Origin of the sequence: Bradyrhizobium symbiodeficiens (assembly GCF_002266465.3) — a bacterium.
In the GTDB taxonomy this organism is placed as follows: domain Bacteria; phylum Pseudomonadota; class Alphaproteobacteria; order Rhizobiales; family Xanthobacteraceae; genus Bradyrhizobium; species Bradyrhizobium symbiodeficiens.
Genome location: NZ_CP029427.2, coordinates 3,796,155 through 3,821,335, shown reverse-complemented (window position 1 = coordinate 3,821,335; position 25,181 = coordinate 3,796,155). Strand labels below are relative to the sequence as shown.

Below are 25,181 nucleotides of genomic sequence, written 5' to 3'. Positions count from 1 at the left end.
GGGTTGATATGGCGGACGGACTCTCCGTTTTCCTGGTCGAAGACGAGGCGTTGATCCGGATGATGATGGCCGACATGGTGGTGGAACTCGGCCACCACGTCGTCGCGGAAGCGGACAATGTCCGGGACGCGAGCGCGTTCGCCATGACCGCGCAATACGATATGGCCATCCTCGACATCAATCTGATGGGCGTCTACGTCGATCCCGTCGCCGACCTGATCGAACGGCGTGGAAAGCCGTTCATGTTCGCCACGGGGTACGGTCCGGAATTGTTGCCGTCCTTGCTCCGGCGCAGGCCGATCCTGCGCAAGCCGATCGCAATGGATCAGCTCAAGGCGATGATCGATTCCTTGTTTCCGGGAGCCTCGGTCAAAGCGCCGCACTGAGCGACGGCGAAGACGCCGCACTGGTGACGGCGAAGACACCGCACTCGTGACGGCGAAGACGCCGCACTCGTGACGGCGAAGACGCCGCACTGAGATAGTCCAACGAAAATGGCCGCCCGTCAGGGGCGGCCATTTGGCGACGGAATTTGTCGCGGTCTCACATCAGGCCGGCGCTGAGGTCAATGCCGTACGCCATCAGGCCGAACGAGGCGACCAGGCCCGTGCAGCAGAATAGCAAAATGGTCTTGAAGAACGATTCGGCGAAACGCGTTTCGACGACGGCCGGCATCGCGGCGATCGAAATCATGCTCATGTTCATTGCCCCCTTGTTGACCCTGAATTGCATCAGGTGGGGGAACGCTAGAGCAGGGAGTTTGACAGCGGATTGCGAGGCATCCTTAACGAAATCCGAATTGGATCCCGCGTTCTCGGGCCGGATTGCAAGTCTCAGTTGCGGCCGTTCTTCAGCACGGTGGCGATGGTGTGGGCCGTCATCGCCGCGCGGTCCGAAGCGCGCTGGGCGGCCAGCCGGTCTCGCGCCTTTTCCTCGATCAGAAGGTCGATCAGGGCCAACCGCTTGTCTTCGTCATCCGCCTGGCTCAGCAGGCGGTGATAGCGGTGATAGTCGAAACCAAAATCCTGCTTACGCATGTCACGCCCCCGCAACTACGCCACACACACGGCAGGATTGTTTCTCATCCGGAACACGCAGGCAAGCACGTTCATGCCTGGAACCGCGCGTGCGCCGCAATCAGCTGTGCATGACTGCAGCCGTGAGCGGGAAGGACAACCCCAACTTCAATTCGGGTTGGAGTCGGCGAACATTTTCAGGCCGACGAAGCTCGCATCCGGCTTGATCACGAGCCTGGTCGGGATATTGCGCAGATAATCCTGGAAGCGTCCCTTGGCTTCGAAGCGCGCCCGGAACGCGGAGGCGAGAAGGAACTCGGGAAAGCGCGGCACGATACCGCCGGCGACATAGACACCGCCGCGCGCGCCGAACGTCACCGCGAGATTGCCGGCGACCGAGCCAAGGATGGCGCAAAACATCTCCAGCGCCGCGCGGCTAACGAAACAACTGCCCTCCAGCGCCGCCTTGGTGATGGCGGCAGCCTCGCGATGCGGCACCTGAGCGCCGTCGACTTCGGCCAGGGCTTCGTAGAGGTTTTGCAGTCCTGAACCCGAGAGTGCGCCACGCTCGATGGAGACGTGGCCGAGGCGCCGGCGCAAGCACGCGATCACACGTTCCTCGCGCTCGTCCTCCGCCGGAAGGGTCGCGTGTCCGGCTTCGGTAACGACCGCCAGCCGCGCGCCATGGCGCTCGACCAGGCAGGAGACGCCAAAGCCGGTTCCGGGTCCGACCACCAGGAGCGGCTCTCCGGGCAGGCCATCGCCTCCGCCGAGCGGGATCAGATCGGCGAGCTGCAGGGCGGGCAGGGACCAGGCCACCACCTCGAAATCGTTCAGCACATGGACGCTGTCGAAGCCGAGAGCCGGCTGCAACTCGTTGCCGTCGATGACCCAGGGGCTGTTGGTCATGACGCAGCGGTTGTTGGTGACGGGACCCGCCACGGCCAGCACGGCTCGTTGCGGCGGCTCGCCGCCTGACCGGCGCGCCAGAACGTCGGCGATGGCTTCCCGGACGGTCGGGAAGTCGGCGACCTTGACGTAATCGATCGGCCCGGCCTGATCGACGTTGCTCAGGTCGCCCTGGCCGAATTCGCTTCGGATCAGCGCGAAGCGCGCATTGGTGCCGCCGATATCGGCGAGAAGAATCTGTCCTGTCTTGCCGATATTCATGACCTCGTGGCTGCCGCCGCCTTGTGGCCCGGCAACCCTGTCCTCCACATCTTCGACCCGCTCCGCGCAGTCGCGGACAGTGCGAGAATCCGCCCTTGGGTGCGCCTAGTCAACACGGACGAGGCCAAACCGTTGCATCCTGGCGGCCGTCCGGTGACCAATTCGCGCGGGGCGTTACACGGCGCTGGCGGTTGCGAAGCCGCCCGGGAAGGCCGACACTAAGGAGACCTGTACCGGCGCCGGCGCGCCGGGCACATCGAATGAGCCCGACGATGCAGATTTCCGACCGCGACGTGCTGCTGGTGATCGACGTGCAGAACGATTTCTGCACCGGCGGTGCGCTCGCCGTTCCCGGCGGCGAGAAGGTGGTCCCCGCCGTGAACCGGATCGCCCAAAAATTCGCCAATGTGGTGCTGACCCAGGACTGGCATCCGCGCGACCACGTCTCGTTTGCGCCGAATCATGCGGGCAAGCAGCCGTTCGAGACCATCGATCTCGACTGCGGCACCCAGGTACTCTGGCCGGCGCATTGTGTGCAGGGTAGCTCGGGCGCGGAGTTCCATCGCGATCTCGATGTGGTCAGGGCAAACCTCGTGGTGCGCAAGGGCTTTCGCCGTGGCATCGATTCCTATTCGGCGCTGTTCGAGAACGACAAGCGGACGCCGACCGGCCTGCTTGGATATCTGCGCGAACGCGAGCTGAAGACCGTGTTCGTCGCCGGCCTCGCGCTCGACTTCTGCGTCCGCTTCTCGGCGGAGGACGCCCGCAAGGCAGGATTCGAGGTCGTCGTCATCGAGGACGCCTGCCGTGGCATCGATCTCGATGGCTCGGTCGCCACGACCCATCGGAGTTTTCGGGACCTCGGCATCTCCATCGTGAGCCTGGAGGCGTTCCTGTGACGATCGTGAGATGGCCATGGTGAGCAAACAGAGCGGTGCAAAGGGGTCCGTCCCTGACGACCCGCTGCTGTGGCCGTTTGCAGCCGCGCGCCTCGCCATGGACAGCTGCTTCTGGTGGCTGGAGCGCGGTCCGGCGGAGCAGGACGAGAGCACCTTGTCCTGGACGACCCCGAGCACCGTGGCGCTCGAACTGCCGACGATGCGCTTGCGCGATTGCTCGCAGACGCGGTCCGGCCAGCCGGCGCTGGTCTGTGCGCCCTATGCGCTGCATCGGGCACTGATCGCCGATTTTGCTCCCGGTCACAGCGTGGTGCAGTCACTGCAGACCGGCGGTATCGACCGGGTCTATCTCACCGATTGGCGTTCAGCGACGCCGGATATGCGCTATTTCTCGATCGACAGCTATCTCGCCGATCTCAACGTCGCCATCGACGAGATCGGCGCGCCGGTCGATCTGATCGGCCTGTGCCAGGGTGGCTGGCTGTCGCTGCTTTATGCGGCGCGCTTTCCGGCCAAGGTGCGGCGGCTGGTGCTGGTCGGCGCTCCCGTGGATTTGTCGATCGAGTCCTCGTTGTGCCGGCTCACCCGCAACGCGCCCGAGATGGTCTACGACCAGCTCGTCGCACGCGGCGGCGGCAATGTCCGCGGCGAGGAGATGCTCCACTTCTGGTCCAAGGCGCCGAACCGCGACGACATCATAACGGCATTGCAGAGAGATCTGTCGGACGCGGAGGGGGCGGCGCTGCTCGCGCGTTTCGAGCGCTGGAACGCCGAGACGCTCGATCTGCCGGGCAAGTATTATCTGGAGATCGTCCACCGGATTTTCCGGGAAAACCAGATCGCCGGCAGCAGTTTCGTTGCTCTTGGCCGCACGGTCGATCCGAAGGACGTCAAGGCGCCGGTCTTCCTGCTGGCCGGGCTCGACGACGAGGTCGTGCCGGCTGCGCAGGCGCTCGCCACCGCGGCTCTCCTCGGCACGCCGCCGGCTTTCATCGCGGCGGCGTCCGAGCCGAGCAATCACCTCGGCCTGTTCATGGGTGCGCGCACCCACGCGCACGCCTGGCCGCGGATTGCAGAATGGCTGCGCGGCGATTTGTCCGGCGTGCTGGCCCGCAGCGCCTGAGCCAAAGGCACAGGGCAGACCACCGCGCAAATCCGTTATGCATGACGGCGGATGGCCTGCACGGGACGGGGGCGATGGGCTACATATGGTCCGGAGCTGACGGCTTCGGCAGCGAAGATATCAAGGGTACTGCGCTCGATGACTTTCCACTCGATCTACGCCCACGGATTTGCGCGCGTGGCGGCCTGTGTCACCACGTCCCATGTCGCCGATCCCTCGGCCAACGCGAAGGCTGTGTTGGCGGCGGCCAGTGCCTGCCATGAGCAGTCGGTAGCGGTCGCCGTGTTTCCCGAGCTGTGCCTGTCCGGCTATGCGATCGAGGATCTGGTCAAGCAGGATCCGCTGCTCGATGCGGTCGAGCGCGGCCTCGTAGGCCTCGTCGAGGCCTCCGCGGGATTGATGCCGGTCCTGATCGTCGGCGCTCCGCTGCGCTTTGGCCATCGCATCTACAACTGCGCCGTCGTCATTCATCGCGGCAACATTCTCGGCGTGGTACCGAAGTCTTACCTGCCGACCTACCGCGAGTTCTACGAGGGCCGGCATTTCGCCTCCGGCGCCGGCGTGGCCGGAGAGACGATTACATTCGGCGGGTTGCACGCGCCGTTCGGCGTCGACCTCCTGTTCTCGGCCGAGGATGTTCCGGGTCTCACCATCGGTGTCGAGATCTGCGAGGACATGTGGATCCCGGTGACGCCGTCTGCCGAGCTCGCGCTTGCGGGCGCCAGCGTGCTGGTCAATCTCTCGGGCAGCCCGATTACGATCGGCCGGGCGCGATCGCGTGCGTTGCTGTGCCAATCGACATCGGCGCGTTGCCTTGCGGCGTACGTCTATTCCGCCGCCGGCGCCGGGGAATCGACCACGGATCTCGCCTGGGATGGCCAGACCTCGATCTATGAGAACGGCGTGCTGCTGGCCGAGGGCGAGCGCTTCCGCCAGGGCGGCCAGATCACCACTGCCGACGTCGATCTGGACTTGCTCAGGCAGGAACGTGCCTCGATGGGGACGTTCGACGACAACCGACGCCAGCGCGAGGCGTTTTTTCCGCAAGGTGACATTCGCGCTGAAGCCGCCGGCTGCCGACATCGGCTTCCTGCGCAAGGTCGAGCGCTTTCCGTTCGTGCCGAGCGACGAAAGCCTGCTCGAGCAGGATTGCTACGAGGCCTACAACATCCAGGTCGCCGGCCTCGTGCAACGCATGCGCGCCACCGGCACCAAGCGCGTCGTGATCGGTGTCTCGGGCGGGCTCGATTCAACCCATGCCTTGATCGTCGCTGCCAAGGCGGTCGACCTGCTTGGCCTGCCGCGCGAGAACATCCTGGCCTACACCATGCCGGGCTTCGCCACCGGCAGCGAGAGCAAGACGCATGCATTGGCGCTGATGCAGGCGTTGCAGACGAGCTGGCAGGAGCTCGACATCCGCACCACCGCGACGCAGATGCTGAAGGACATCGGTCATCCCTTCGGCAAAGGCGAGAAGGTTTACGACGTCACCTTCGAGAACGTGCAGGCCGGCCTGCGCACGGATTATCTGTTCCGGCTCGCCAACCATCACGGCGGCATCGTCATCGGCACCGGCGATCTCTCCGAACTCGCGCTCGGCTGGTGCACCTATGGTGTCGGCGACCAGATGGCACATTACAACGTCAATGCCGGCGTGCCGAAGACGCTGATCCAGCATCTGATCCGCTGGGTCATCGCATCGAAGCAGTTCAGCGGCGACGTCAACCGCACGCTTGGCTCGATCCTGGTTGCCGAAATCTCGCCCGAGCTGGTGCCGGTGGAGCCCGGCCAGAAGCCGCAGAGCACGGAAGCATCCGTCGGCCCGTACGAGCTGCAGGATTTCAATCTGTTCTACACGCTGCGTTTCGGCATGCGGCCGTCCAAGATCGCCTTCATGGCGCAGCACGCGTGGAAGGACGTCGCCAAGGGCGAATGGCCGCCGGCATTCCCGAATGACCGGCGCAAGGCCTATGATCTCAAGGATATCCGCCGCTGGCTCGAAGTGTTCCTGCGCCGCTTCTTCGCCTTCAGCCAGTTCAAGCGCTCGGCGATGCCGAACGGGCCAAAAGTCTCGGCGGGCGGCTCGCTGTCGCCCCGCGGCGACTGGCGCGCGCCTTCGGATTCGAGCGCGGTGGCCTGGCTCGAGGATCTCGAGCGGAACGTGCCGAACTGATCGGGGCGGATTGTTGGGGAGATGATCGGATGTCGGCCGGGGATGAGGCGAAAGCGGCGGAGGCCAGGGTCGTCAACGGCCTCTACATCTTCGACATCGAAATGCGCGACGGCAAGCGCGGGCAGGCCAGGGGCGTGGTCGTGCTCTGCGACGGACGCATCATGGGCGGCGACAGCTATTTCTACTACACCGGCACCTACACCTTCCGGAACGGCAAGTGGCGTGGCGACTTGATCGTCAACCAGCACACCGAAGCAGTCGGCCGAACGCTGGCGTTCGGTGGCAGGGAGGTCACCTGCGGTTTCTCGGGTGACTATTCCGCCGGCGGCGCCGAGGTCGAAGGCATGGCGCTGGTCGGCAAGACCAGCGTGACGTTCACGGCAAGACTGACGCTAAAAGATGCAATGTGAGCGGGGCTTCAGGGGCCGCTCTCTTCAAACGACAACGCGCCGCCCGGATGCCCCAACCGGACGGCGCGTTGCTGCGTTCAATCTCAGAAAGCTTCGAGGTCCGGAGTGCCTAGGAGTCCGGACCTCGTCACCTTGCCCCAGCCTTCAATCCCCCGCCCCATGCGGTCCCCCAACCCCATGTAGCGCGATCAGAGGGTGATGCCCTTGGAAGTGGCCGCCGATCGATGCACGCGATGTACGTGACATCGCGATAGGATTCCATTCCGGATCACTACGGACACAGATACCGCTTGCGCTGTGTCCGTTCGGCATCGGCGCCGTGATCGCGACGGCACGAAACGGGAGCGCGCCAGGAGATGTCCACATCTCTTCACACTGCGGAACCCGCATTTCACCGGCCTGTCATTGAACTGGTCTAGCGCTGCTCCCGTCATCGCTGACGATCAAGGAGCAAACCATGTCGAAGCCGGTGCTGGGCGCAGCATTGTCCATCAAATCCATCCCCGCGCATCGCGACTGGCTTCTCGATCGGCAGCGCGATCTCGAGATCCAGGATTTCTTCCGCGCCGATCTTCTCGACGGCGACTGGCGCAGCACTGCCGGCGAGATCAAGCAGATGCTCTCCGGTCATACCGGCCGGCTCGGCATCCACGGTCCGTTCTGGGGCTTCAAGATCGACAGCCACGATCCCATGATCCGCCAGGCCGTGACCAAGCGCCTGATCCAGGGCCTTGATGCCGCCGAATTCCTCGGCGCGACGCAGATGGTGATCCATTCGCCGTTCACGACCTGGGACCACAACAATCTCGATCTCTATCCTGACAATCGCGGCAATATCGTCGAGCGCGTCAAGGCGACGCTCGCAGAGGTGATCGCGCGCGCCGAGACGATCGGCTGCGAAATCGTCATCGAAAACATCGAGGACAAGGATCCGCGTGACCGGGTGCGCCTCGCCAAGGCGCTCGAAAGCGCCAAGGTCCGCGTCTCGCTCGACACCGGACATGCCAACTATGCCCACATCTCCACCGCCGCGCCGCCGGTCGACTATTACGTCGAGACCGCTGGCGACATGCTCACGCATGTGCATCTGCAGGACACCGACGGCTTTGCCGACCGGCACTGGGCGCCCGGCGAAGGCAACATTCCCTGGGTCGCCGTATTCCGTGCTCTCGGGCGGCTGAATTCCAACCCGCGGCTGATCCTCGAACTCCGCAACCACGATGACGTCCGCGCCGGTGCTGCCCATCTCGCAGCGCTCGGTCTCGCCGAATAACCGCATCATCTGAGGCTACCGCCATGAGCAAATTCACCCGTCGCACCATCCTGAAAACCGGCGGCGCTGCCGCAGGCACGCTGCTGCTGCCGCGCTTTGCCGTCGCGCAGGGCGACAACCGTCCGTCAGTGACGATCGCCGTGCAGAAGGTGACGAACGCGAACGTGCTCGACGTGCTGCGCGAGCAGTCCAACGTCGGCGAGCGCGTGTTCTTCTCCTCGATCTGGGAAGGCCTGATCTCCAAGAACTGGCGCGGCAATTTGGAAGCCGTGCCGGGCCTTGCCACCGAATGGCGCCGCATCGACGACCAGACCGTCGAGGTGAAGCTGCGCCAGGGCGTCAAGTTCCACAACGGCGACGAACTGACCGCAGAGGACGTCGTCTTCACCTTCAGCCGAGAGCGCATGTTCGGCGAGACCGAGGCCAAGAGCCGCTCGACCATCCAGGCCTTCGAGAAGATCCCGACGCCGCGGCCGGGCAAGGAATTGCCGCCTGATGTCCCCGCGGTCGCACGCCGGATCTGGCCGGACCTCGTGCGCGTCGATGCCGTCGATAAATACACCGTGCGTTTCTACAACGCGACGCCCGACGTCACCATTGAGGGCCGCCTGTCGCGCTACGGCTCCGACATCATGAACCGCCGCGCCTGGGACGAATCGGCGAGCTATCTCGACTGGGCGCGCAAGCCCGTGACGACCGGGCCCTACAGGGTCGTCGAGCTCAAGCCCGACGTGTCGCTGACGCTTGAAGCGCATGACGAATATTGGGGCGGCCGGCCGCCGCTCAAGCGCATCCGTTTCCTCGAAGTGCCCGAAGTCGCAAGCCGGATCAACGGCCTCTTGTCGGGCGAGTACCAGTTCGCCTGCGACATCCCGCCGGACCAGATCGCCGGCATCGAGAAAAACGCGGCGTTCGAAGTGCAGGGCGGCACTATCCTCAATCACCGCCTGACCGTGTTCGACAAGAACCACGCCCAGCTCGCCAATCCCTTGGTGCGCCGCGCCTTCACCCACGCGATCGACCGCCAGGCCATCGTCGACAGCCTGTGGGCCGGCCGCACCCGCGTGCCGAAGGGCCTTCAATGGGAGTTCTACGGCGACATGTTCAACGCCGACTGGAGCGTGCCGGCCTATGATCCCAAGCTCGCGCAGGATCTGTTGAAGCAGGCCAATTACAAGGGCGATCCGATTCCCTATCGCCTGCTCAACAATTACTACACCAACCAGGTCGCGACCGCGCAGGTGCTGGTCGAGATGTGGAAGTCGGTCGGCCTCAACGTCCAGATCGAGACCAAGGAGAACTGGTCGCAGATCATGGAGCGCGCTCCCACCCGCGCCGTGCGCGACTGGTCGAACTCGGCCGCCTTCAACGATCCCGTCTCCTCGCTGGTCGCCCAGCACGGCCCCAACGGCCAGCAGCAGCAGATCGGCGAATGGACCAATGTCGAGCTGAATAAGCTCTCCGAATTCCTGGAGACTTCGACCGACCGGCCCGCGCGCAAGAAGGCGTTCCGCCGCATGCTGGAGATCGCCGAGCGCGAGGATCCCGCCTACACGGTGCTGCACCAGAACGCGACCTTCACGGCAAAGCCGAAATCGATCAAGTGGAAGGCATCGCCGGCCTTCGCGATGGATTTCCGAGCCGGCAATTTCGAGGCGTGAGCGTGGCACCGCTGGTCAACATCGAGGGCCTCAGCGTCGCCTTCAACGGCGTACCGGTCCTGCGCGGCGTCGATCTCGCTCTCGGCAAGGGCGAGGCGCTCGGCCTCGTCGGCGAGTCCGGATCGGGCAAGTCAGTGACGTGGCTTGCCGCGCTCGGGCTGCTGCCGCGGCACGCCAAGGTCACGGGTTCGGTGCGGCTCGACGGACGCGAGATCCTGGGCGCGCCGGCTTCCGAGCTCGACCAGGTCAGGGGCGGGCGCGTCGCCATGATCTTTCAGGATCCGGCGAGCGCGCTCAACCCGGTGCTGACCATCCGCAAGCAGCTCTGCGAAGCGCTGGCGCTGCATCGGGATCTCCAAGGCAACGCCGTGAAGGCGGAAGCGCGGCGGCTGCTCGATCTCGTCGGCATTCCCGACGCTGGCCGGCGGCTGGAGGCCTATCCGCATGAATTCTCCGGAGGCCAGGTCCAGCGCATCATGATCGCGATGGCGCTCGCCGGAAATCCCGACGTTCTGATCGCGGACGAACCGACTACCGCACTCGACGCCACCATTCAGGCGCAGATTTTGGAGCTGCTGTCGTCGATCCGCCGCGAGTTTGCGATGGCGATGGTGCTGATCAGCCACGATCTCGGCGTCGTCGCTGAAAATTGCGACCGCGTCGCTGTGATGTATGCCGGCCGCATCGTCGAGCAGGCCCCGGCCAATCAGCTGTTCGCCGATCCCGTGCATCCCTATGCGCAGGGCCTGATCGGCGCGCTGCCGCCGCTCGATGGCCCCCGCCGCCGTCTCACTGCCATCCCGGGAACGGTGCCCGATCCCGCGATGATGCCTGATGGCTGCGCCTTCGCGCCGCGTTGCGCGCTGGCATCTGATCCCTGTGGTCTCGGCGCGCCGACCCTGGCACCGATCGCGAGCGATCGTGTCGTCGCCTGCATCCGCGCCGAGGCCTCGCGCCACGCGCTGCTCGGGATCGCCGCCGAATGAGTCCGCCGCTCGTCGAGGTCTCCGAAATCTCCCGCAGTTATTCGATGCGTTCCGGCATGTTCGGCCGAGCTGCGGCCGTGCATGCTGTCGACGGCGTGTCGCTGATCATTCCCAAAGGCCAGACGCTGGGCCTCGTCGGCGAGTCCGGCTCGGGCAAGTCGACAACCGGCCGCATCGTCCTCGGCCTCGAGCCGCCCGACAGCGGCGAGGTGCGGTTCGACGGCAAGCCGATGGCTGTGCCGACAACGGCCGCATGGCGTGCGCAACGCGCGCGCATGCAGATGATCTTCCAGGATCCGCTGGGCGCGCTGGACCGGCGTTTGCCGGTCGCGACGCAGATCCGCGAACCTCTGGACATCCACAATCTTGGCACACCCGCCGATCGCGAGGACCGCGTGCGCGAATTGCTGCGTGCGGTCGAGCTGACGCCGGCGCATGGCGCGCGTTATCCGGGCGCGCTGTCCGGCGGCCAGCGCCAGCGTATCGTGCTGGCGCGGGCGCTCGCCACACGACCGGATTTCCTGGTCTGCGACGAGCCGGTCAGCGCGCTCGACGTCTCGATCCAGGCCCAGGTGGTGAACCTGCTCTGCGATCTCCAGGCGCAGCTGGGGCTGACGCTGCTGTTCATCAGCCACGATCTGCGCGTCGTCAGGCAGATCAGCAATGTCGTCGCGGTGATGTATCTCGGCCGCATCGTCGAGATCGGCAGCGCGGACGATCTGTTCGCGCGGCCCGAACATCCTTATACGCAAGCGCTGGTCTCGGCTTCGCCCGCGCCGGGCCGCCGCAGCGCAGGCCGCATCGTGCTGGCGGGCGATCCGCCGAATCCGGCCGCGCGCCCACAAGGCTGTGCCTTCCATCCGCGCTGCCCGCGCGCCATCGCGCGCTGTGCGCGCGAGGTGCCGGCGTTGTCGACCGTCGGCGGAAACAGGCAGGTCGCCTGTCATCTCGTCACCGGCGCCGAGACGCGGGACGCCGCGTGATGGGACGCTATCTCGCCATTCGCTTCGGCCGCGCCGCGCTCACCATCGTGCTCGTCGTCACCTTCGCCTTCGTCGTGCTTCGACTCTCCGGCGATCCCGCGTTGATGATCTTGGGACCCGAGGCGCCGCCCGAGGTGCTCGCGGCGTTCCGAAAGGCCTGGGGCCTCGATGACCCCATCTGGTTTCAGTATCTGGATTACTTCGGCGCCATCGCCAAGGGCGAGCTCGGCCGCTCCATGCGCGACGGACGGCCCGCGATCGAGCTGGTGCTGGAGCGCATCCCGGCGACCCTGGCGCTGACGCTGCCGGCATTCTTCTTCAAGGTCGTGCTCGGCATCCCCGCCGGCATCTACGCCGCGCTGCATCGCGGATCGGCCATCGACCGCGCCGTGATGATGACCGCGGTCGCCGGCTTCACCGTCCCGAGTTTTGTCCTCGCGCTGCTCCTGGTGCTGGTTTTCGCCGTGCAACTCGGCTGGCTGCCGTCGGGCGGACAGGACAGCTGGCGTCACGCGATCCTGCCCATCGTGACGCTGAGCCTCGGCGGCGCCGCGGTGCTGGCGCGCTTCACCCGCAGCGCGATGCTGGAGGTGCTGGGCCAGCCCTATATCCGCACGGCGTCCGCCAAGGGCGTGCCGTGGCGCAAGGTGGTGACCTCGCACGCGCTGCCGAACGCGGCGATCCCGACCGTCACCATTCTCGGTTTCATGGTGGGCACGCTGATCGCGGGCGCGGTGGTGGTCGAGAGCGTGTTTTCCTGGCCGGGAGTAGGGCGGCTGCTGGTCGTCGCCGTCGCCAACCGCGATCTTGCCGTCGTGCAATGCATCCTGCTGCTGGTCGCAATGACGATGGTCACCTCCAATTTGGTGGTCGATTTCCTCTACGGCTTCCTCGATCCGCGCCTGCGCGCCAAAGGAGCGCACGCATGACCGACGCCACGCTGAAGGACACCATCACCCGCCGCCGCATCAGTCTCCCGGCGATTCCGGTGTCAGTCGCCCTTGCGGTGACCTGGATCGTCGCCATGCTGGTGATCGCAGCCTTCGCCGAGAAGATCGCACCCTATGGCTACACCCAGCTCGACCTGCGCAACCGGCTCTCGACGCCCGGCAATGTCGCGCACTGGCTCGGCACCGACGAACTCGGTCGCGACGTGCTGTCGCGGCTGCTGGTCTCGATCCGCATCTCGCTCCTGATCGCCTTCGGCGCGACCGCGATCTCGGCGATCGTCGGCACCACGCTCGGCTTCCTCGCCGCGCATTTTCGCGGCGCCGTGGAGCAATTCGTGCTGATGCTGACCGACTTCCAGGCCAGCATGCCGTTCCTGATCATGGCGCTCGCCGTGCTCGCCTTCTTCGGCAATTCGCTGCCGCTGCTGATCGGACTGATGGGCATGTTCGGCTGGGAACGCTACGCCCGCATCGCCCGCGGCCTTGCCATCTCCGCCAATGCGCAGGGCTACGCCGCCGCGGTCCGCCAATTAGGGGCGACGCCGCCCCGGATTTACCTGCGCCACATCCTGCCCAACATCGCCTCGACCCTGATCGTCTCGACCACGCTGGTTTTTCCCGAGGTGATCCTGATGGAGTCAGGTCTGTCCTTCCTCGGCCTCGGCGTGCAGCCGCCGATGACCAGCCTCGGCAATATGGTCGGCTACGGCCGCGAGTACCTGACCCGGGCGCCCTGGATCATGCTGGCGCCGGCGGCCACCATCGTCGTGACCACGCTGGCGGTGTCCGTGATCGGCGACTGGCTGCGAGACCGGCTCGATCCGACCCTGCAATAGGCCGAAGTTGAGCTCCCGTAGCCCGGATGGAGCGCAGCGAAATCCGGGGCCGGTCTTGCAGCGGTTCGCGCTTACCCGGATTGCGCTGCGCTCCATCCGGGCTACGAAAAGCTACGAACAGCCCGCGCCGGGAGCAGGGGAGCCCTGTCCGGCCCAAGTTCCCGTTGCGCCGGGGCAGCCCGTGCGCTATCCGGCCACAAAGGCCTGAGGCGGCATCACATTTTCCCGCCCGGCCGGTCAAACCGAGGACGGAAACCGCCATGCCAGCCTATCGCTCCCGCACCACCACCCACGGCCGCAACATGGCCGGTGCCCGCGGCCTCTGGCGCGCGACCGGCATGAAGGACGGCGATTTCGGCAAGCCGATCATCGCGGTCGTCAACTCCTTCACCCAGTTCGTGCCCGGCCACGTCCATCTGAAAGACCTCGGCCAGCTCGTCGCGCGCGAGATCGAGCAGGCGGGGGGCGTCGCCAAGGAATTCAACACCATCGCGGTGGATGACGGTATCGCGATGGGCCATGACGGCATGCTCTACAGCTTGCCTTCGCGCGAGCTGATCGCCGACAGCGTCGAGTACATGGTCAATGCGCATTGCGCCGACGGCATGGTTTGCATCTCCAATTGCGACAAGATCACGCCCGGCATGCTGATGGCGGCACTGCGGCTCAACATTCCCGCCGTGTTCGTCTCGGGCGGTCCGATGGAGGCCGGCAAGGTCACGCTGGCCGGCAAGACCAAGGCGGTCGACCTCATCGACGCCATGGTGGCCGCCGCCGACTCCAAGGTCAGCGACGAAGATGTGAAGGTGATCGAGCGCTCGGCATGCCCGACCTGCGGTTCCTGCTCGGGCATGTTCACCGCCAACTCCATGAACTGCCTGACCGAGGCGCTTGGACTGGCGCTGCCCGGCAACGGCACGGTGGTCGCGACCCATGCCGATCGCAAGCGGCTGTTCGTCGAAGCCGGCCACACCATCGTCGATATTGTGCGCCGCCATTACGAGCAGGACGATGCATCCGTGCTGCCGCGCAACGTCGCCAACTTCAAGGCGTTCGAGAACGCGATGACGCTCGACATCGCCATGGGTGGCTCGACCAACACCGTGTTGCATCTGCTGGCGGCGGCGCATGAAGGCGAGGTCAAGTTCACCATGAAGGACATCGACCGCCTGTCCCGCCGCGTGCCCGTGCTGTGCAAGGTCGCACCATCAGTCGCCGACGTGCATGTCGAGGACGTGCATCGTGCCGGCGGCATCATGGGCATTCTGGGCGAACTCGATCGTGCCGGCCTGATCGACACTTCGGTCTCGACCGTGCATGCGCCGACCATGAAGGACGCCCTCGATCGCTGGGACATCAAGCGCTCCAGGAGCGAGTCCGTGCGCACCTTCTTCCGCGCGTCGCCCGGCGGCATCCCCACGCAAGTCGCGTTCAGCCAGGAGCGCCGTTACAACGAGCTCGACACCGATCGCGAAAAGGGCGTGGTCCGCAATCTCGAGCACGCCTTCAGCAAGGACGGCGGCCTTGCCGTGCTCTACGGCAACCTCGCGCAGGACGGCTGCATCGTGAAGACCGCAGGCGTCGACGCTTCGATCCTGACGTTCTCCGGCCCCGCGCGCGTGTTCGAAAGCCAGGACGCCGCCGTTGAAGGCATCCTCGGCGGCAAGGTCACAGCCGGCGAAATCGTGGTCATCATCTACGAAGGCCCGCGCGGCGGCCCCGGCATGCAGGAGATGCTGTATCCGACCAGCTACCTGAAATCGATGGGCCTCGGCAAAGCCTGTGCGCTCGTCACCGATGGGCGCTTCTCCGGCGGCTCCTCGGGCCTGTCGATCGGCCATCTGTCGCCGGAAGCGGCCGAAGGCGGCAACATCGGCTTGGTGCGGACCGGCGATCGTATCGCGATCGACATCCCGAACCGCAGCATCACGCTCGAGGTCTCCGACGAGGAGCTCGCCAAGCGTCGCGCCGCGGAGGAGGCGAAGGGCGATGCCGCCTGGCAGGCTGTGGGCCGCAAGCGCAACGTCTCGACCGCGCTGCAGGCCTATGCCGCGCTCACCACCAGCGCCGCGCGCGGTGCGGTGCGCGAGGTGAAGCGTCGCTCTAACTGAGCGCTGCATCACTCGCGCCTCGCGCGCATGGTCAACAAGTTCTGAACGGCCGGCGAAAGCCGGCCTTTCGTATTAAGGATGCCTCGACGAACTTCAGCAGCCCAAAATTTTGCGGCGTATGATGCGGCCACCTTCGCAAATCCATTTCGGGCAACTGGGGCGCTGCATAATGTCTCGTACTCTCGCCGTTGTTTTCTCCACCGCCGTCGCCGTGATGTCCATGACAAGCGCGGCCTCCGCCGGCTGCTACAATTGCTACGCACCGCCGCCGTGCCAGACCTGCTACCAGCAGCAATACGTGCAGCCGCAATACCGCACGGTCGACGAGACCGTGATGGTGTCGCCGGGCGCAACCGTCGCGCACCGCACGCCGGCGCAGTACCGCACCGTGATGGTGCCGCAGACCGTGATGGTCGCGCCGCCGTCCGTCCAGTACCAGCGCATCCCGCCGCAATACGCCACCCGCCAGCGCGTCGAGATGGTCTCGCCGGGGTATTCGTATTACGCGCCGGTTCAGATGGGCTGCGCGAGCTGCGGCTACTGAGCGGACATCGTCAGAAACGGATTTGACGCGGCGCCCTCAAGGGGCGCCGCGTTTTGTTTTGCACGACTTACGGAATCGCCACCCTGTTCGACACGACTATGCGGCGCCGCAACCGGTCGATGAGGGTGATGTAAACCGCCCTTGGCCGCTGGGTGACGGGAACCGAGAAAAAGAGCTGCGAGAGATTGGCCGGTTCGGCGAGGTCGCAGAATCCGTAGAGCCTCTGGCCTCTGGCGTTGTAGATGTCGACCCAAGTGCGAGACACAGAGGGAGTGAGCCCACACGGCGGCAGCTTTGGCGAATCTGCGAACAAGGCGGGCGAATAATCGCTCCAGTTGACCACCTTCAGCCCGACGATGAGCGTGGGTCCAAAAACCAACTGCCCGTTAAATTGGAGGACCGGACGCGGAAACGACTGCGCCAGTGCGGGTGTCGCAAATCCAGCCAAAAGCGCAACGGCCAACACAATTCGCTTCAGCCTCATATTGATCCTCCGTCGAAGGCGCCAGCCAACGCTAGCGACGACCGGCGGAAGTCGATTGATCCTGGTCAACCAGTAGGCACGTTCGGTTTGGCGGCGAAGCGACGATCCGATGGGGCGCCAAGGCCAAACTTCGCGTTGCCTTCCAGGACGGCCTGCGTTAAGCGACAGCCATTCTGGGCTTGGAAGGGTGGCCGAGTGGTTTAAGGCACCGGTCTTGAAATTCAGGAACGGCCGTCCCGGCACATACCGCGGGATGCCGTTACGGCCTTAGATCGTAGGGCTTTCCGCAATCACGAGGCGCTTTCGTCTCCGTCTATCCTGCGCCGTCCCAACCAGTTGGGTAGCAAATCCGGTAGCAACGGCCTTCGCCCAGCTAAAATGCGGGAGCGGCTCATGACCGCTATCGATATTGCCGGGTGGCTCCTGTTGGCCATCGTCCTCGTGGCGACGCTGAGCTTTAGTAAAGATCGGGCCGACTAGGTGTTCGTCCACACCCACGACAAGCAGGAACTCGCGCTTCAGGAACGTATGGCGTCAATCGCGTGGGCAATCAGGATTGCAACGCTGAGCGCGATTACGATTACTAGCAGCCAAGTGATCACGTTCGTCTCCAGCCGTGGAGTTGAACGCGTTCAACCGCGCACAGTCAAAAACAACCGGCCGAAAAACCTAATTCGGTGCTGGGCTGAGGATTCGTGGCAACTCTTGCGTCCACAGTCGGCCCTATCGGCGGAAAGCCAGTAGGAGAAGAACACCAACAATGCACGCTGCGAGTGCGAGTAAGACAATACTCACGGCACCCCCCGAATCGTTAGGGACTTGCATGGGAACCTACATCATCCGCGAGCGGGCCCAAGCTCCCTCGGAACAAACCCGAGGCCCAGAAGGCAATTTATCCAGACGATTGCACCCGATCCCGTTCGCATACGTATTCAACCGCGCTAGCCGCGCTTCAAAATGAACTTCGGGACCAAATTGCTGCGCAAAAATGTCGTCTGACGAAAAACACCGAGGTGTGTTGTAATTGATTTCTCAGGGAAAAGCCGCAGCGTGGTTCCAGCCCCACTGCGGCATTCCCGACAACTTGAAATCAGGCGGTCCTTAAATCGCGTCGGTGTTCTCACAGTAGAACACCCTGAATCCGGATAATTACCGGACCAGGGTTTCTACGCATTGTTGCTTTCGGGAAAACAGGCAGCGCTCGCTTTCCAGCCCCCAATGCTCCCGGCAGCCGATCCAATTGCGGATTAGAGCGCCGGGAGTGCTCGGCCCGCCGCCTTAAACCGGCAGCCCATTAACCCCGAAGTAGGAGGCCGAGTTTTCCGCTACACGCTTCACCGATGGGACATACCTTTCCAGCGCACTCGCAATTTGGACCGCGCCTGCGCCTGCGCGCGAAAGGGCGAGTAAGATTTGCACCTTTGCATCGGTCCATTCTTTGGGTTTGTCGTTTCTCTTCATCGCTGCAATGCTTTATTGAATTAATCAGACTGGTCTCGAAAAGGAAGAAAGCCCGCCATGCGCCTTAGCTAGCGGGCTTCCAGCCGAAAAGTCGCAGTGAGTTCACCATTGCGACCGAGGAATATGAATGGAACTAGGTTTACACTTTGTTAGCGGCGGCTGCGTAGCGTGTTTATTGGGACGGGGGACATACGCGGCCTTGTGCTCGGGGTGAGAGCCCGCCAGCTAGCCAGCCCCGGCGGCGCTCTCCCTCAGTACACATGGTTCAGATTAATAACTAATTGCTTTGTAAATTAGATTATATTGCCGTTGCTCAAATGCCCGGTATGGTGCCTCCACCGGGGCTGGCTACATAGTTTACTTAGATTATTTCACCCGGCTTTTTTGACCGCGCTGGGTCGCAGCAGTCCCCTGCTGCGACCTACGCTCGCTGGGAAGCGCCCATGGATTTTTCTAGCAACGATCGCGACACGCTTCGCATCGTGAGTGCTTTCAAAGAGATCAAGAGCCGAGGCACGCGTCGCGCGCTCGTGATGCTCCTTGAGGAGCTGGCTCAAAAGGATGGTGTAGCGTCAAACTCCGACCGGAAAGGCCGCTAGCAGCCATGTGGTGGTGGTTGGCTGCAGTCGTTCTGCTACTCGTTTTAGGCTCGGGCGCACTGATTTACTCGGTGTTCGCTGCTCTGCCCGAGGATGATCGGTTGCTTTCTTTCGACGAGTGAAAGCGTGCCGGAGGCGATTAGCGAGATTGGATCGCGCAGGCAAATCCTGCTGTCGATCGCGTCAAGCACAAATCGATTGAACTCGGGATTTGCACGACGATATCGATAGAACACAGATGGGTGGATCAGTATCAATGTCTGGTCGTAAGGTCTGCCTCCTGGTGCAAGGCCGTGAATGATCTGATTTATCGTCGCTCCGTTTCGCAAGGCGATTGAGGCTCTCTCAATCTGACCGGGCTCAAGAACGCCAGCCTCAGCATTGCTGCGCCGATCGCGAAGCCGACATCTCCTGCACCTGTAGCCATACCTGAAGTAGACATAGGCGCGGTCCATCGAGTGGCCATGCTTGCAAAACTTCCTGTATAGCTTGGGAGATTTTAGGACGTCGGCAGCTTTGGCGGTTGCCGTCGCCAGGCGCATCGCAGTAGCAGCCCACCATGGATGAAGTTCGCAATGCTTCTTGAAGCGCTGTGGGTAACGATTGCGGGGCCGCATCTCTTGTCGCCCGACGTGATCTTTTGCAGCGTGTCCCAGCAGTTAGCCTCCGGATAAATTCGTCAGCAAGCTCTGGCGTCGTGCCCGGAGGCACGTTCATCCACTTCCGTCTGACCGCACGACGCTCCTCATGCGATCGATATGCTTGGACACGGGACATCCTCGCCTCCACAGCGCGCAGATTTGCGCCGCTCGAGGAAGCGCCTGAGTCGCGCCAGCAAAGGGGCAGTGGCGCGACACTCCACAGCTAAATGCGAGAACGTGTGGTGCAGTTTGGCTTGCTCTCCCGCTTCGGTTCCGATTGAATGTCAGGGCCCAGGGGAGCATCATCAGTGGCAGGCGCAATTATCCTAGCCGGCGTCGTTCCAGCGCTAGATTTCCCCTCTCAAGATTATGAGAAAATAGCTCACTTGCTCGTCTCTAGAGCTAGTGACGTTGCCCATTCGCATTTTGTCAGCGCATGGAGTGCGCTTCCTAACCGGCATCTGGCGCTCACTAAATGCGATCACTCATTCACTACATCGCTTGCCACCGATGGAGCCGGACCTGCTTTTCCGAAACGATACGAGCAAGAACGCGATTTGTTCGGATTTGCAAGCAGCGCCTTCTCCGCTTTCGAATGCTTCCACTACGCTATGTTCGCAATTGGCGCGTGCCTGAAGCCGTCCTCGTTTCCGCTAGCGAAACCCAGCGACGAGAGAAACATCAGCTTTGACTCTACTCGCAAAGCCTACAGCAGCGCATTTCCTGGGGATGCAATTCTAAACTGGTTCGCGCGCTACAAAACCAATGCTCACGCGACCGACATCATAGTCTTGCGCAACTTCCTCACTCACCGCGGAATTCCACCTCGGCATCATTGGGTAGGCGACCCTAATCATGGACGGCAGTGATGGGGCGCGTTGGCTTGAAAATCGATGGTATTTTGACATCGTCACTTCGGGTCGGCGTGAGCTCCTTGCTGTCTGATGGTCTCTCGACGTTGCTCGACTTCATCCAGCGCTCTGGCTCAACCGCTAGTACCGACAACAATTGAACCCTGCTGCTCGCCTGTCCTGCTTCTAAAGCTGGCTCCATTTACCCTACCGCTCAAGCTTAATTTCGGACTTCGGTTGCACTGATAGCAACACAGGGTACGGTTGGATTCACCGGACATTGCCCCCGATTACCCCGCCCGGGCCTACCCCAACGAAGCCGGTGAGCCATCATATTCGGCTCGCCGGCTTTGGCTCTTAAAAGCAGAGCAGTGCGCAAGAAGGACGGATCGAGGCAAGCGCCGCGCGGTTGTGTTGCTTGTCGAGGAGACAGCACAGAAAGAGGAAGATCCGGCCGAGCCGCTGAAGAGACTCATCTAACAGCTATCGAGCAGAACCCGACCAACCATTTCAAATTCGCCATAACACACCCGCGCGCGCGGATTGCCAAAATGAGTTTTGACAAGTTGAGCGATGCCAGCCTTCTGCATCTCTACGAGAACATCAGGCAGCAGGTCGAGGCCGACATCAACAACGATAGATACCATTTCCTAGGTGAAGCGGCCAAACAGCGAGCCGAGGAAATCCGCTGCGAGATTGATCGCCGGGATCTCTTTGCGTCGCCAATCAACTGGCCAGGCCGGTCGAAGTAGTCAATTCCGTCAGAGACCGTTTGCGGACCCCAAGTCCAAAATCTAGTTTCCAGGTTCCGCATTTTTTTTCGACCTGAGAGCAACCAAATGAGCCACTCGGCGTCTTTCGAGAGAGAGAGGGCGATTTCATGTGGCTACCCTTTTTTTCAAAGCCCGCGCGACTGTCGGAAGAAGAAATTCGTAAGACTATGGACGAGCTTCGGAACTTGCGCCTTGAGGTCGCGGTGACTGAACTCGAGACTGAACTTCGACGCTCTAACGTGCGAGTGCTACGCCCGAGGGGGATCAACGGGTCCCGACCTTACCCGTCCCGAACCTTCGGCCAAACGCATCGGTAAGTTAGTGACGTCGCTCAACCGACCGGTAATTGGGTTCCCAACGATCACAATGGCGAATGAATTTAAGCCTGGTGAGAGCACGCGAACAGGCGAGGACGGGTTGCGTCACGCGGAGGCGGTGAACATTGAGCAGAGGCGCAGAAACGGTCGCCGCTGGCATGTCCAGATCATTTGGGCCGTCGCAGTCGCCGTAGCAATGCTAGGATGGATCAGCGCGATCGGCTGGGTAGTCTGGAAGATGGTGCAATGGCTCTTTGGATAAAAACAAACGCCGGCTTTAGAACCAAATCTGCGCTAGCTTGACGGCCGCGCAGATGATCATTCCCCATAGCGCAATGTTGATCTGTATCGTTCTGGCCATGAACCACCTGATGGGATCAACTTGGTGAATACGTGTGCTTTGACGATGGCAAGACAATGTCAACGATTCGCTAAAGTTCCACCTCTGGACGCTTGACGATCTTTAAGCTGCCGAAGTCGGGGGAGGGTCCGCGCTTTGAAGGTCGGTGGGATAACAGGCCCGAAGCGCTAGATGTCGACATATTCGATTCGACGGACGAGGAGAGCCAGAAAATTAAAGCTCAGAAAGAGGCGGATACTCAGGTCACCACACCAAACGATTGATAGGAGGGTCGTATGAAATCGATATCGCATTGCCAAGGCTCGGCACAATCTTCCGCGGCACTGCGCATTTCGTGGTTCATCGCGTTCTGCCAGTAGAGGGGGGTGGAACCTGGAAGTTCGGCGGTGGGCCGGTTGACGTGACCAAGCAAGCCGCCATAAACAAGCAAACCGACGACGTTGGGTAGCGAAGCGGTAGCAGAGTCCACAAAACGTTCTCTGCAACGCGACGAAAAGCTAAACAATTTCAAGGCTTGGAAGGGTGGCCGAGTGGTTTAAGGCACCGGTCTTGAAAACCGGCGTGCCCGCAAGGGTACCGTGGGTTCGAATCCCACCCCTTCCGCCAGTATATTGTTCTCCACTGTTCGCAGTCGTTCGAACATTGCAAGGAAACTTATATCATCTGCGAGCAGCAAGTTCCTCGGGGCAAACCCGAGGCCCACAAGGCATTCGTTCATCCTCGCAGCACGAGCCCCAAATCCCGTGCAACACGTCTTACTGACGCTAGATATCTCTCCAGCACACTGGCGATCTCTGCCGGCCGGGCGCCTTGGCTCGTCATTTTAACCAGCAATCGCATTTCGGCTTCTGTCCACTGCCGGGGCTTATCGTTTCTCATTATTGAGCAGCCTCCGATTAATGTCAGTCGTAAAATTAACAGGAAAGCCCGAAAAGGCCGTCGCAGTCATCCATCGCCAGATTTAAATTATATTAATCGGAAACGAGGAAATTGGGCTGGGACGGGCCGTGGGGGACATACGCGGCTCTGCTCAGAGGTGAGGCCCGCCAGCACAGCCAGCCCCGGCGGGCCTCCCTCACACGTTAAATACGATTTCAAAGTGTGACTTAGATTACATTGTGCGTCGGCACGGGTGCGGTATGTTGCCGCTCACCGGGGCTGGCTACATATTTCACTTAGATCGTTTCCACCCGGATATTTTGACAATGAGGCCGCAGCAGGGGAACTGCTGCGGCCTTCGTCGTTTGGCGCCACGGCCAGGCCATCCTTCGAGATTTTCCGATATCAACCACGTACGTTAAGCAGCCGAATTAGTTTTGATCGCTTGCTAAAATAAACAGTTTGCCGGCACGCAAGTTTGCGTTCTAAAAAACGCTGCCGGGGCTGGCTCATAGTTCACTTAGATTTTTCACCCGGATTTTTTCGACAATGAGGCCGCAGCAGTCCCCCTGCTGCGGCTGTCGGTCCGGAGTCGCAAATGACTTTTTCCGAGAATGATCGCGAAGTGATGTGCTTGGTGAATGCCTTTAAAGAGATCAAGAGCCGTGGAAAGCGCCGAGCCCTGTTGATGCTCGTTGAAGAGCTGGCGCAGAACGATAGTCCTCTTTCGCCAAACAAAAATCCCGCCGACCTTACGAGCCGGCGGGAGTTGAGACTTGGAGATTAAGCGACCGGGCTTCGATCGCCGCTGAGAGCCTTGCTACGCAGTTGGGCTTTACCGTGGCAGGCGCTGGGCTCGGATCAGTCCCGCGCTTCACGGCCTCAGTCCTAGTGCTAAAGGCCCGCCAGCGTGAACCGGCGGACCTTGATCGTTAGAAGTGATGGAGCGGGAAGTTCGGCGGCGGGTGATCTCCGAGCCCGCGGATCGTGTGGCCCGCCATTGCGAGGCGTAAGCTTACCCGGAAGCAAAACCGGCCGAGTAGCAGACGGGCCAGCCTCATTCACCGTCGCTCTTGAAGCGAGAGTAATAGAGCTTTTTCAGATCCTCGATCATGTTGTTGGTGTGTATCACGGCGAAAACCAATTCGTCGGGATACTGGCGCTTGTCGGTGCGACAACCTAGCCGATAATGGGCCGTTTACATTCGATCTAAATTCATTTACCTAATTACCCCATTTTAAATTTAGATCCATTTCTTAAATGGAGTGGTCGATGCGTCGCATTTCAGTAGGCATCGTTGATCATCATCCGATTACGTTGGAAGCGATTGTCGGCGTCATTGGCCGCAACACCAATTTGGAGGTGCTGGGCACCGGAGCGGCCGTCTCGGATGTTCTCCAGCTCGCGACTCGTTGCCGGCCGGACGTCTTGATTATTGAAGTCGGTATGCCCGGCAACGCCTTTGAGGCGATCACCAACGTAATCGGCAGCGTGCCTACTGTGAAGGTTGTGGCCTTCACATTTGCGGCCGGGGTTGCAACTGCGATCCGAGCGCTGGACGCAGGCGCCGTTGGATTTGTCTTGAAGGCAGCTCAGTCCAGTGAGCTGATCGAGGCCATCGAAGCTGTCGCACGGGGTGAAAACTACATCACCCGGAGCTTTGCCAGCCAGGTCATCGCGGGATTGCGGGACGAAACGCTTCGGCGCAAGGCTGCAGCCATCATCAACCTTAGCATCCGTGAAGAGCAGATAGTCCGGCTTTTGGTACGCGGCAGTACGAACAAGGAAATTGCGGCGCGCCTTAAGCTGAGCGACAAAACCGTAAAACACTATATGACGATCCTCATGCAGAAGATGAATGCCCGCAATCGGCTTGAGGTTGTTGTCGCCGCCCAGAGGATGCAAGCTTCCAACTTCGGCGGGCACGCGCTGAATTGAGCGCATCGACGTCGACATCGACATCGACGGCGCTGGCGATCAACGTAGGAATGGCCCCAATGATCAAGCAGGAATACGACTCAACAAATCGAATTGGCTCAACGAGAGAGCATTTGTTTTGGGCACGTGAGTTCATCCAGCTCGCCAAAACCCAAGCGCGAAATAAGGGCGTTTCCGACCAGATTCTCGCGCAAGCCATGTTAGTTCATGCATGGATGCTGTTCACGGGGCAGAACGAAGAAGCGTCGAGAAGATCCGTCAGTACCCTCTTTGCGTCGAGCATGGCCAAGAGTTTGGCAGCAGACTCATTGGCCCAGAGCAACTCAAAGCCGATGGACTCTTAGATGGCAGGCGGCGACGCTGCTTGGTAGCAGCTGAAATATTCCCGCGAGCGCGGTTAGGATAACCTGCGCTGTGACCAAGTTCGAAGATCCGACTTCAGGACCTTGTACCGCAAGGTAGCGATGCGCATCGAAGGCGCTCGATCTGACCTTCCCCCCACAGTCTGACTCCGAATTTGCAGGGAATGCTCGTCCTGACATTTGCCCGGGAAAGTATTGCCGCTCCGCGGCACATGCGCACACCTCAACGATATGAGATGAGTTCCCCTGCCAAGGCTTAGTCGCAGGAGCAACTGTGCCGCTGAAGGTTTTCAAACTCTCCTCTAAACAGGCTGTGGCGCCAGCCCCGCCTTTTCGGACCAAAGTCTGAAGATCATTCCGACCTTTGTCTCAAAGACGGT

The 25,181-nt window shown here is 62.0% G+C and carries 21 protein-coding genes, 1 tRNA gene and 1 pseudogene; 18 read left to right on the top strand and 5 right to left on the bottom strand.

The window, feature by feature from the left end; genetic code table 11:
* The first annotated feature begins 8 nt into the window (after nucleotides 1-8).
* A complete protein-coding gene (locus CIT39_RS17615; protein WP_094973942.1) occupies nucleotides 9-386 on the top strand; it encodes a response regulator in 378 nt (125 codons plus the stop codon).
* 157 nt (nucleotides 387-543) lie between these two features.
* On the opposite strand, the gene CIT39_RS17610 is transcribed toward CIT39_RS17615, so the two are convergent.
* The 3 genes from CIT39_RS17610 to glk form a co-directional block, all read right to left on the bottom strand.
* Entirely contained in the window at nucleotides 544-699 is a 156-nt protein-coding gene (locus tag CIT39_RS17610; RefSeq protein WP_162848657.1) for a hypothetical protein, read from the bottom strand.
* Between the two features lie 134 nt (nucleotides 700-833).
* Nucleotides 834-1,037 carry a hypothetical protein gene (locus tag CIT39_RS17605; protein WP_094973941.1) on the bottom strand — a complete coding sequence of 68 codons (204 nt, stop codon included), beginning with the start codon at nucleotides 1,035-1,037 and terminating at the stop codon, nucleotides 834-836.
* Between the two features lie 147 nt (nucleotides 1,038-1,184).
* Nucleotides 1,185-2,186 (bottom strand): glucokinase, encoded by a 1,002-nt coding sequence (gene glk, locus CIT39_RS17600; protein WP_094973940.1) that lies wholly within the window; start codon nucleotides 2,184-2,186, stop codon nucleotides 1,185-1,187.
* A 260-nt stretch (nucleotides 2,187-2,446) separates the two neighbouring features.
* Between glk and pncA the strand changes: the two genes are divergently transcribed.
* The 12 genes and pseudogenes from pncA (at nucleotide 2,447) to CIT39_RS17540 (ending at nucleotide 16,135) form a co-directional block, all read left to right on the top strand.
* Complete coding sequence (gene pncA / locus CIT39_RS17595) at nucleotides 2,447-3,085, top strand: bifunctional nicotinamidase/pyrazinamidase (RefSeq protein ID WP_094973939.1); 639 nt, start codon at nucleotides 2,447-2,449, stop codon at nucleotides 3,083-3,085.
* A gap of 10 nt (nucleotides 3,086-3,095) precedes the next feature.
* Complete coding sequence (locus CIT39_RS17590; protein WP_094973938.1) at nucleotides 3,096-4,208, top strand: alpha/beta fold hydrolase; 1,113 nt, start codon at nucleotides 3,096-3,098, stop codon at nucleotides 4,206-4,208.
* Nucleotides 4,209-4,346: 138 nt separating this feature from the next.
* Nucleotides 4,347-6,381, top strand: a pseudogene (locus CIT39_RS17585) (NAD(+) synthase).
* A gap of 29 nt (nucleotides 6,382-6,410) precedes the next feature.
* A complete protein-coding gene (locus CIT39_RS17580; protein WP_162308549.1) occupies nucleotides 6,411-6,791 on the top strand; it encodes a GrlR family regulatory protein in 381 nt (126 codons plus the stop codon).
* Between the two features lie 457 nt (nucleotides 6,792-7,248).
* Entirely contained in the window at nucleotides 7,249-8,064 is an 816-nt protein-coding gene (locus CIT39_RS17575) for a sugar phosphate isomerase/epimerase family protein (protein ID WP_094973935.1), read from the top strand.
* A 23-nt stretch (nucleotides 8,065-8,087) separates the two neighbouring features.
* Nucleotides 8,088-9,725 (top strand): ABC transporter substrate-binding protein, encoded by a 1,638-nt coding sequence (locus CIT39_RS17570; RefSeq protein WP_094973934.1) that lies wholly within the window; start codon nucleotides 8,088-8,090, stop codon nucleotides 9,723-9,725.
* A gap of 2 nt (nucleotides 9,726-9,727) precedes the next feature.
* Nucleotides 9,728-10,711, top strand: a complete 984-nt coding sequence (locus CIT39_RS17565; RefSeq protein WP_094973933.1) for an ABC transporter ATP-binding protein — start codon at nucleotides 9,728-9,730, stop codon at nucleotides 10,709-10,711.
* Nucleotides 10,708-11,694 carry an ABC transporter ATP-binding protein gene (locus CIT39_RS17560; RefSeq protein WP_094973932.1) on the top strand — a complete coding sequence of 329 codons (987 nt, stop codon included), beginning with the start codon at nucleotides 10,708-10,710 and terminating at the stop codon, nucleotides 11,692-11,694. Before CIT39_RS17565 ends, CIT39_RS17560 begins: the two co-directional genes overlap by 4 nt.
* Nucleotides 11,694-12,623: an ABC transporter permease gene (locus CIT39_RS17555; protein ID WP_162308548.1), complete on the top strand. Its 930-nt coding sequence runs from the start codon at nucleotides 11,694-11,696 to the stop codon at nucleotides 12,621-12,623. The genes CIT39_RS17560 and CIT39_RS17555 overlap by 1 nt, the downstream gene beginning before the upstream one ends.
* Entirely contained in the window at nucleotides 12,620-13,480 is an 861-nt protein-coding gene (locus tag CIT39_RS17550) for an ABC transporter permease (protein ID WP_094973930.1), read from the top strand. The genes CIT39_RS17555 and CIT39_RS17550 overlap by 4 nt, the downstream gene beginning before the upstream one ends.
* A gap of 260 nt (nucleotides 13,481-13,740) precedes the next feature.
* The gene (gene ilvD, locus CIT39_RS17545; protein ID WP_094973929.1) at nucleotides 13,741-15,591 is read left to right on the top strand and encodes a dihydroxy-acid dehydratase; all 1,851 of its coding nucleotides are present in this window, start codon (nucleotides 13,741-13,743) and stop codon (nucleotides 15,589-15,591) included.
* 220 nt (nucleotides 15,592-15,811) lie between these two features.
* Nucleotides 15,812-16,135, top strand: a complete 324-nt coding sequence (locus tag CIT39_RS17540; protein ID WP_094974056.1) for a hypothetical protein — start codon at nucleotides 15,812-15,814, stop codon at nucleotides 16,133-16,135.
* A gap of 67 nt (nucleotides 16,136-16,202) precedes the next feature.
* Here the strand turns inward: CIT39_RS17540 and CIT39_RS17535 are convergent, their stop codons facing one another.
* Complete coding sequence (locus tag CIT39_RS17535) at nucleotides 16,203-16,619, bottom strand: hypothetical protein (RefSeq protein WP_094973928.1); 417 nt, start codon at nucleotides 16,617-16,619, stop codon at nucleotides 16,203-16,205.
* Between the two features lie 4,103 nt (nucleotides 16,620-20,722).
* Between CIT39_RS17535 and CIT39_RS17530 the strand changes: the two genes are divergently transcribed.
* Nucleotides 20,723-20,923: a hypothetical protein gene (locus tag CIT39_RS17530; RefSeq protein WP_094973925.1), complete on the top strand. Its 201-nt coding sequence runs from the start codon at nucleotides 20,723-20,725 to the stop codon at nucleotides 20,921-20,923.
* Nucleotides 20,924-21,860: 937 nt separating this feature from the next.
* Here CIT39_RS17530 and CIT39_RS17525 read toward each other — a convergent pair.
* Nucleotides 21,861-22,091, bottom strand: coding sequence for a hypothetical protein (locus tag CIT39_RS17525; protein ID WP_148667318.1), 231 nt, complete (start codon nucleotides 22,089-22,091; stop codon nucleotides 21,861-21,863).
* A 47-nt stretch (nucleotides 22,092-22,138) separates the two neighbouring features.
* On the opposite strand from CIT39_RS17525, the gene CIT39_RS17520 reads away from it, so the two are divergent.
* The 4 genes from CIT39_RS17520 (at nucleotide 22,139) to CIT39_RS17505 (ending at nucleotide 24,783) form a co-directional block, all read left to right on the top strand.
* A tRNA-Ser gene (locus CIT39_RS17520) sits at nucleotides 22,139-22,228 on the top strand.
* 871 nt (nucleotides 22,229-23,099) lie between these two features.
* A complete protein-coding gene (locus CIT39_RS17515) occupies nucleotides 23,100-23,288 on the top strand; it encodes a hypothetical protein (protein ID WP_162308316.1) in 189 nt (62 codons plus the stop codon).
* 485 nt (nucleotides 23,289-23,773) lie between these two features.
* Entirely contained in the window at nucleotides 23,774-24,439 is a 666-nt protein-coding gene (locus CIT39_RS17510) for a LuxR C-terminal-related transcriptional regulator (protein WP_094974055.1), read from the top strand.
* 59 nt (nucleotides 24,440-24,498) lie between these two features.
* Nucleotides 24,499-24,783 (top strand): hypothetical protein, encoded by a 285-nt coding sequence (locus CIT39_RS17505; RefSeq protein WP_094973923.1) that lies wholly within the window; start codon nucleotides 24,499-24,501, stop codon nucleotides 24,781-24,783.
* Nucleotides 24,784-25,181 lie beyond the last annotated feature (398 nt).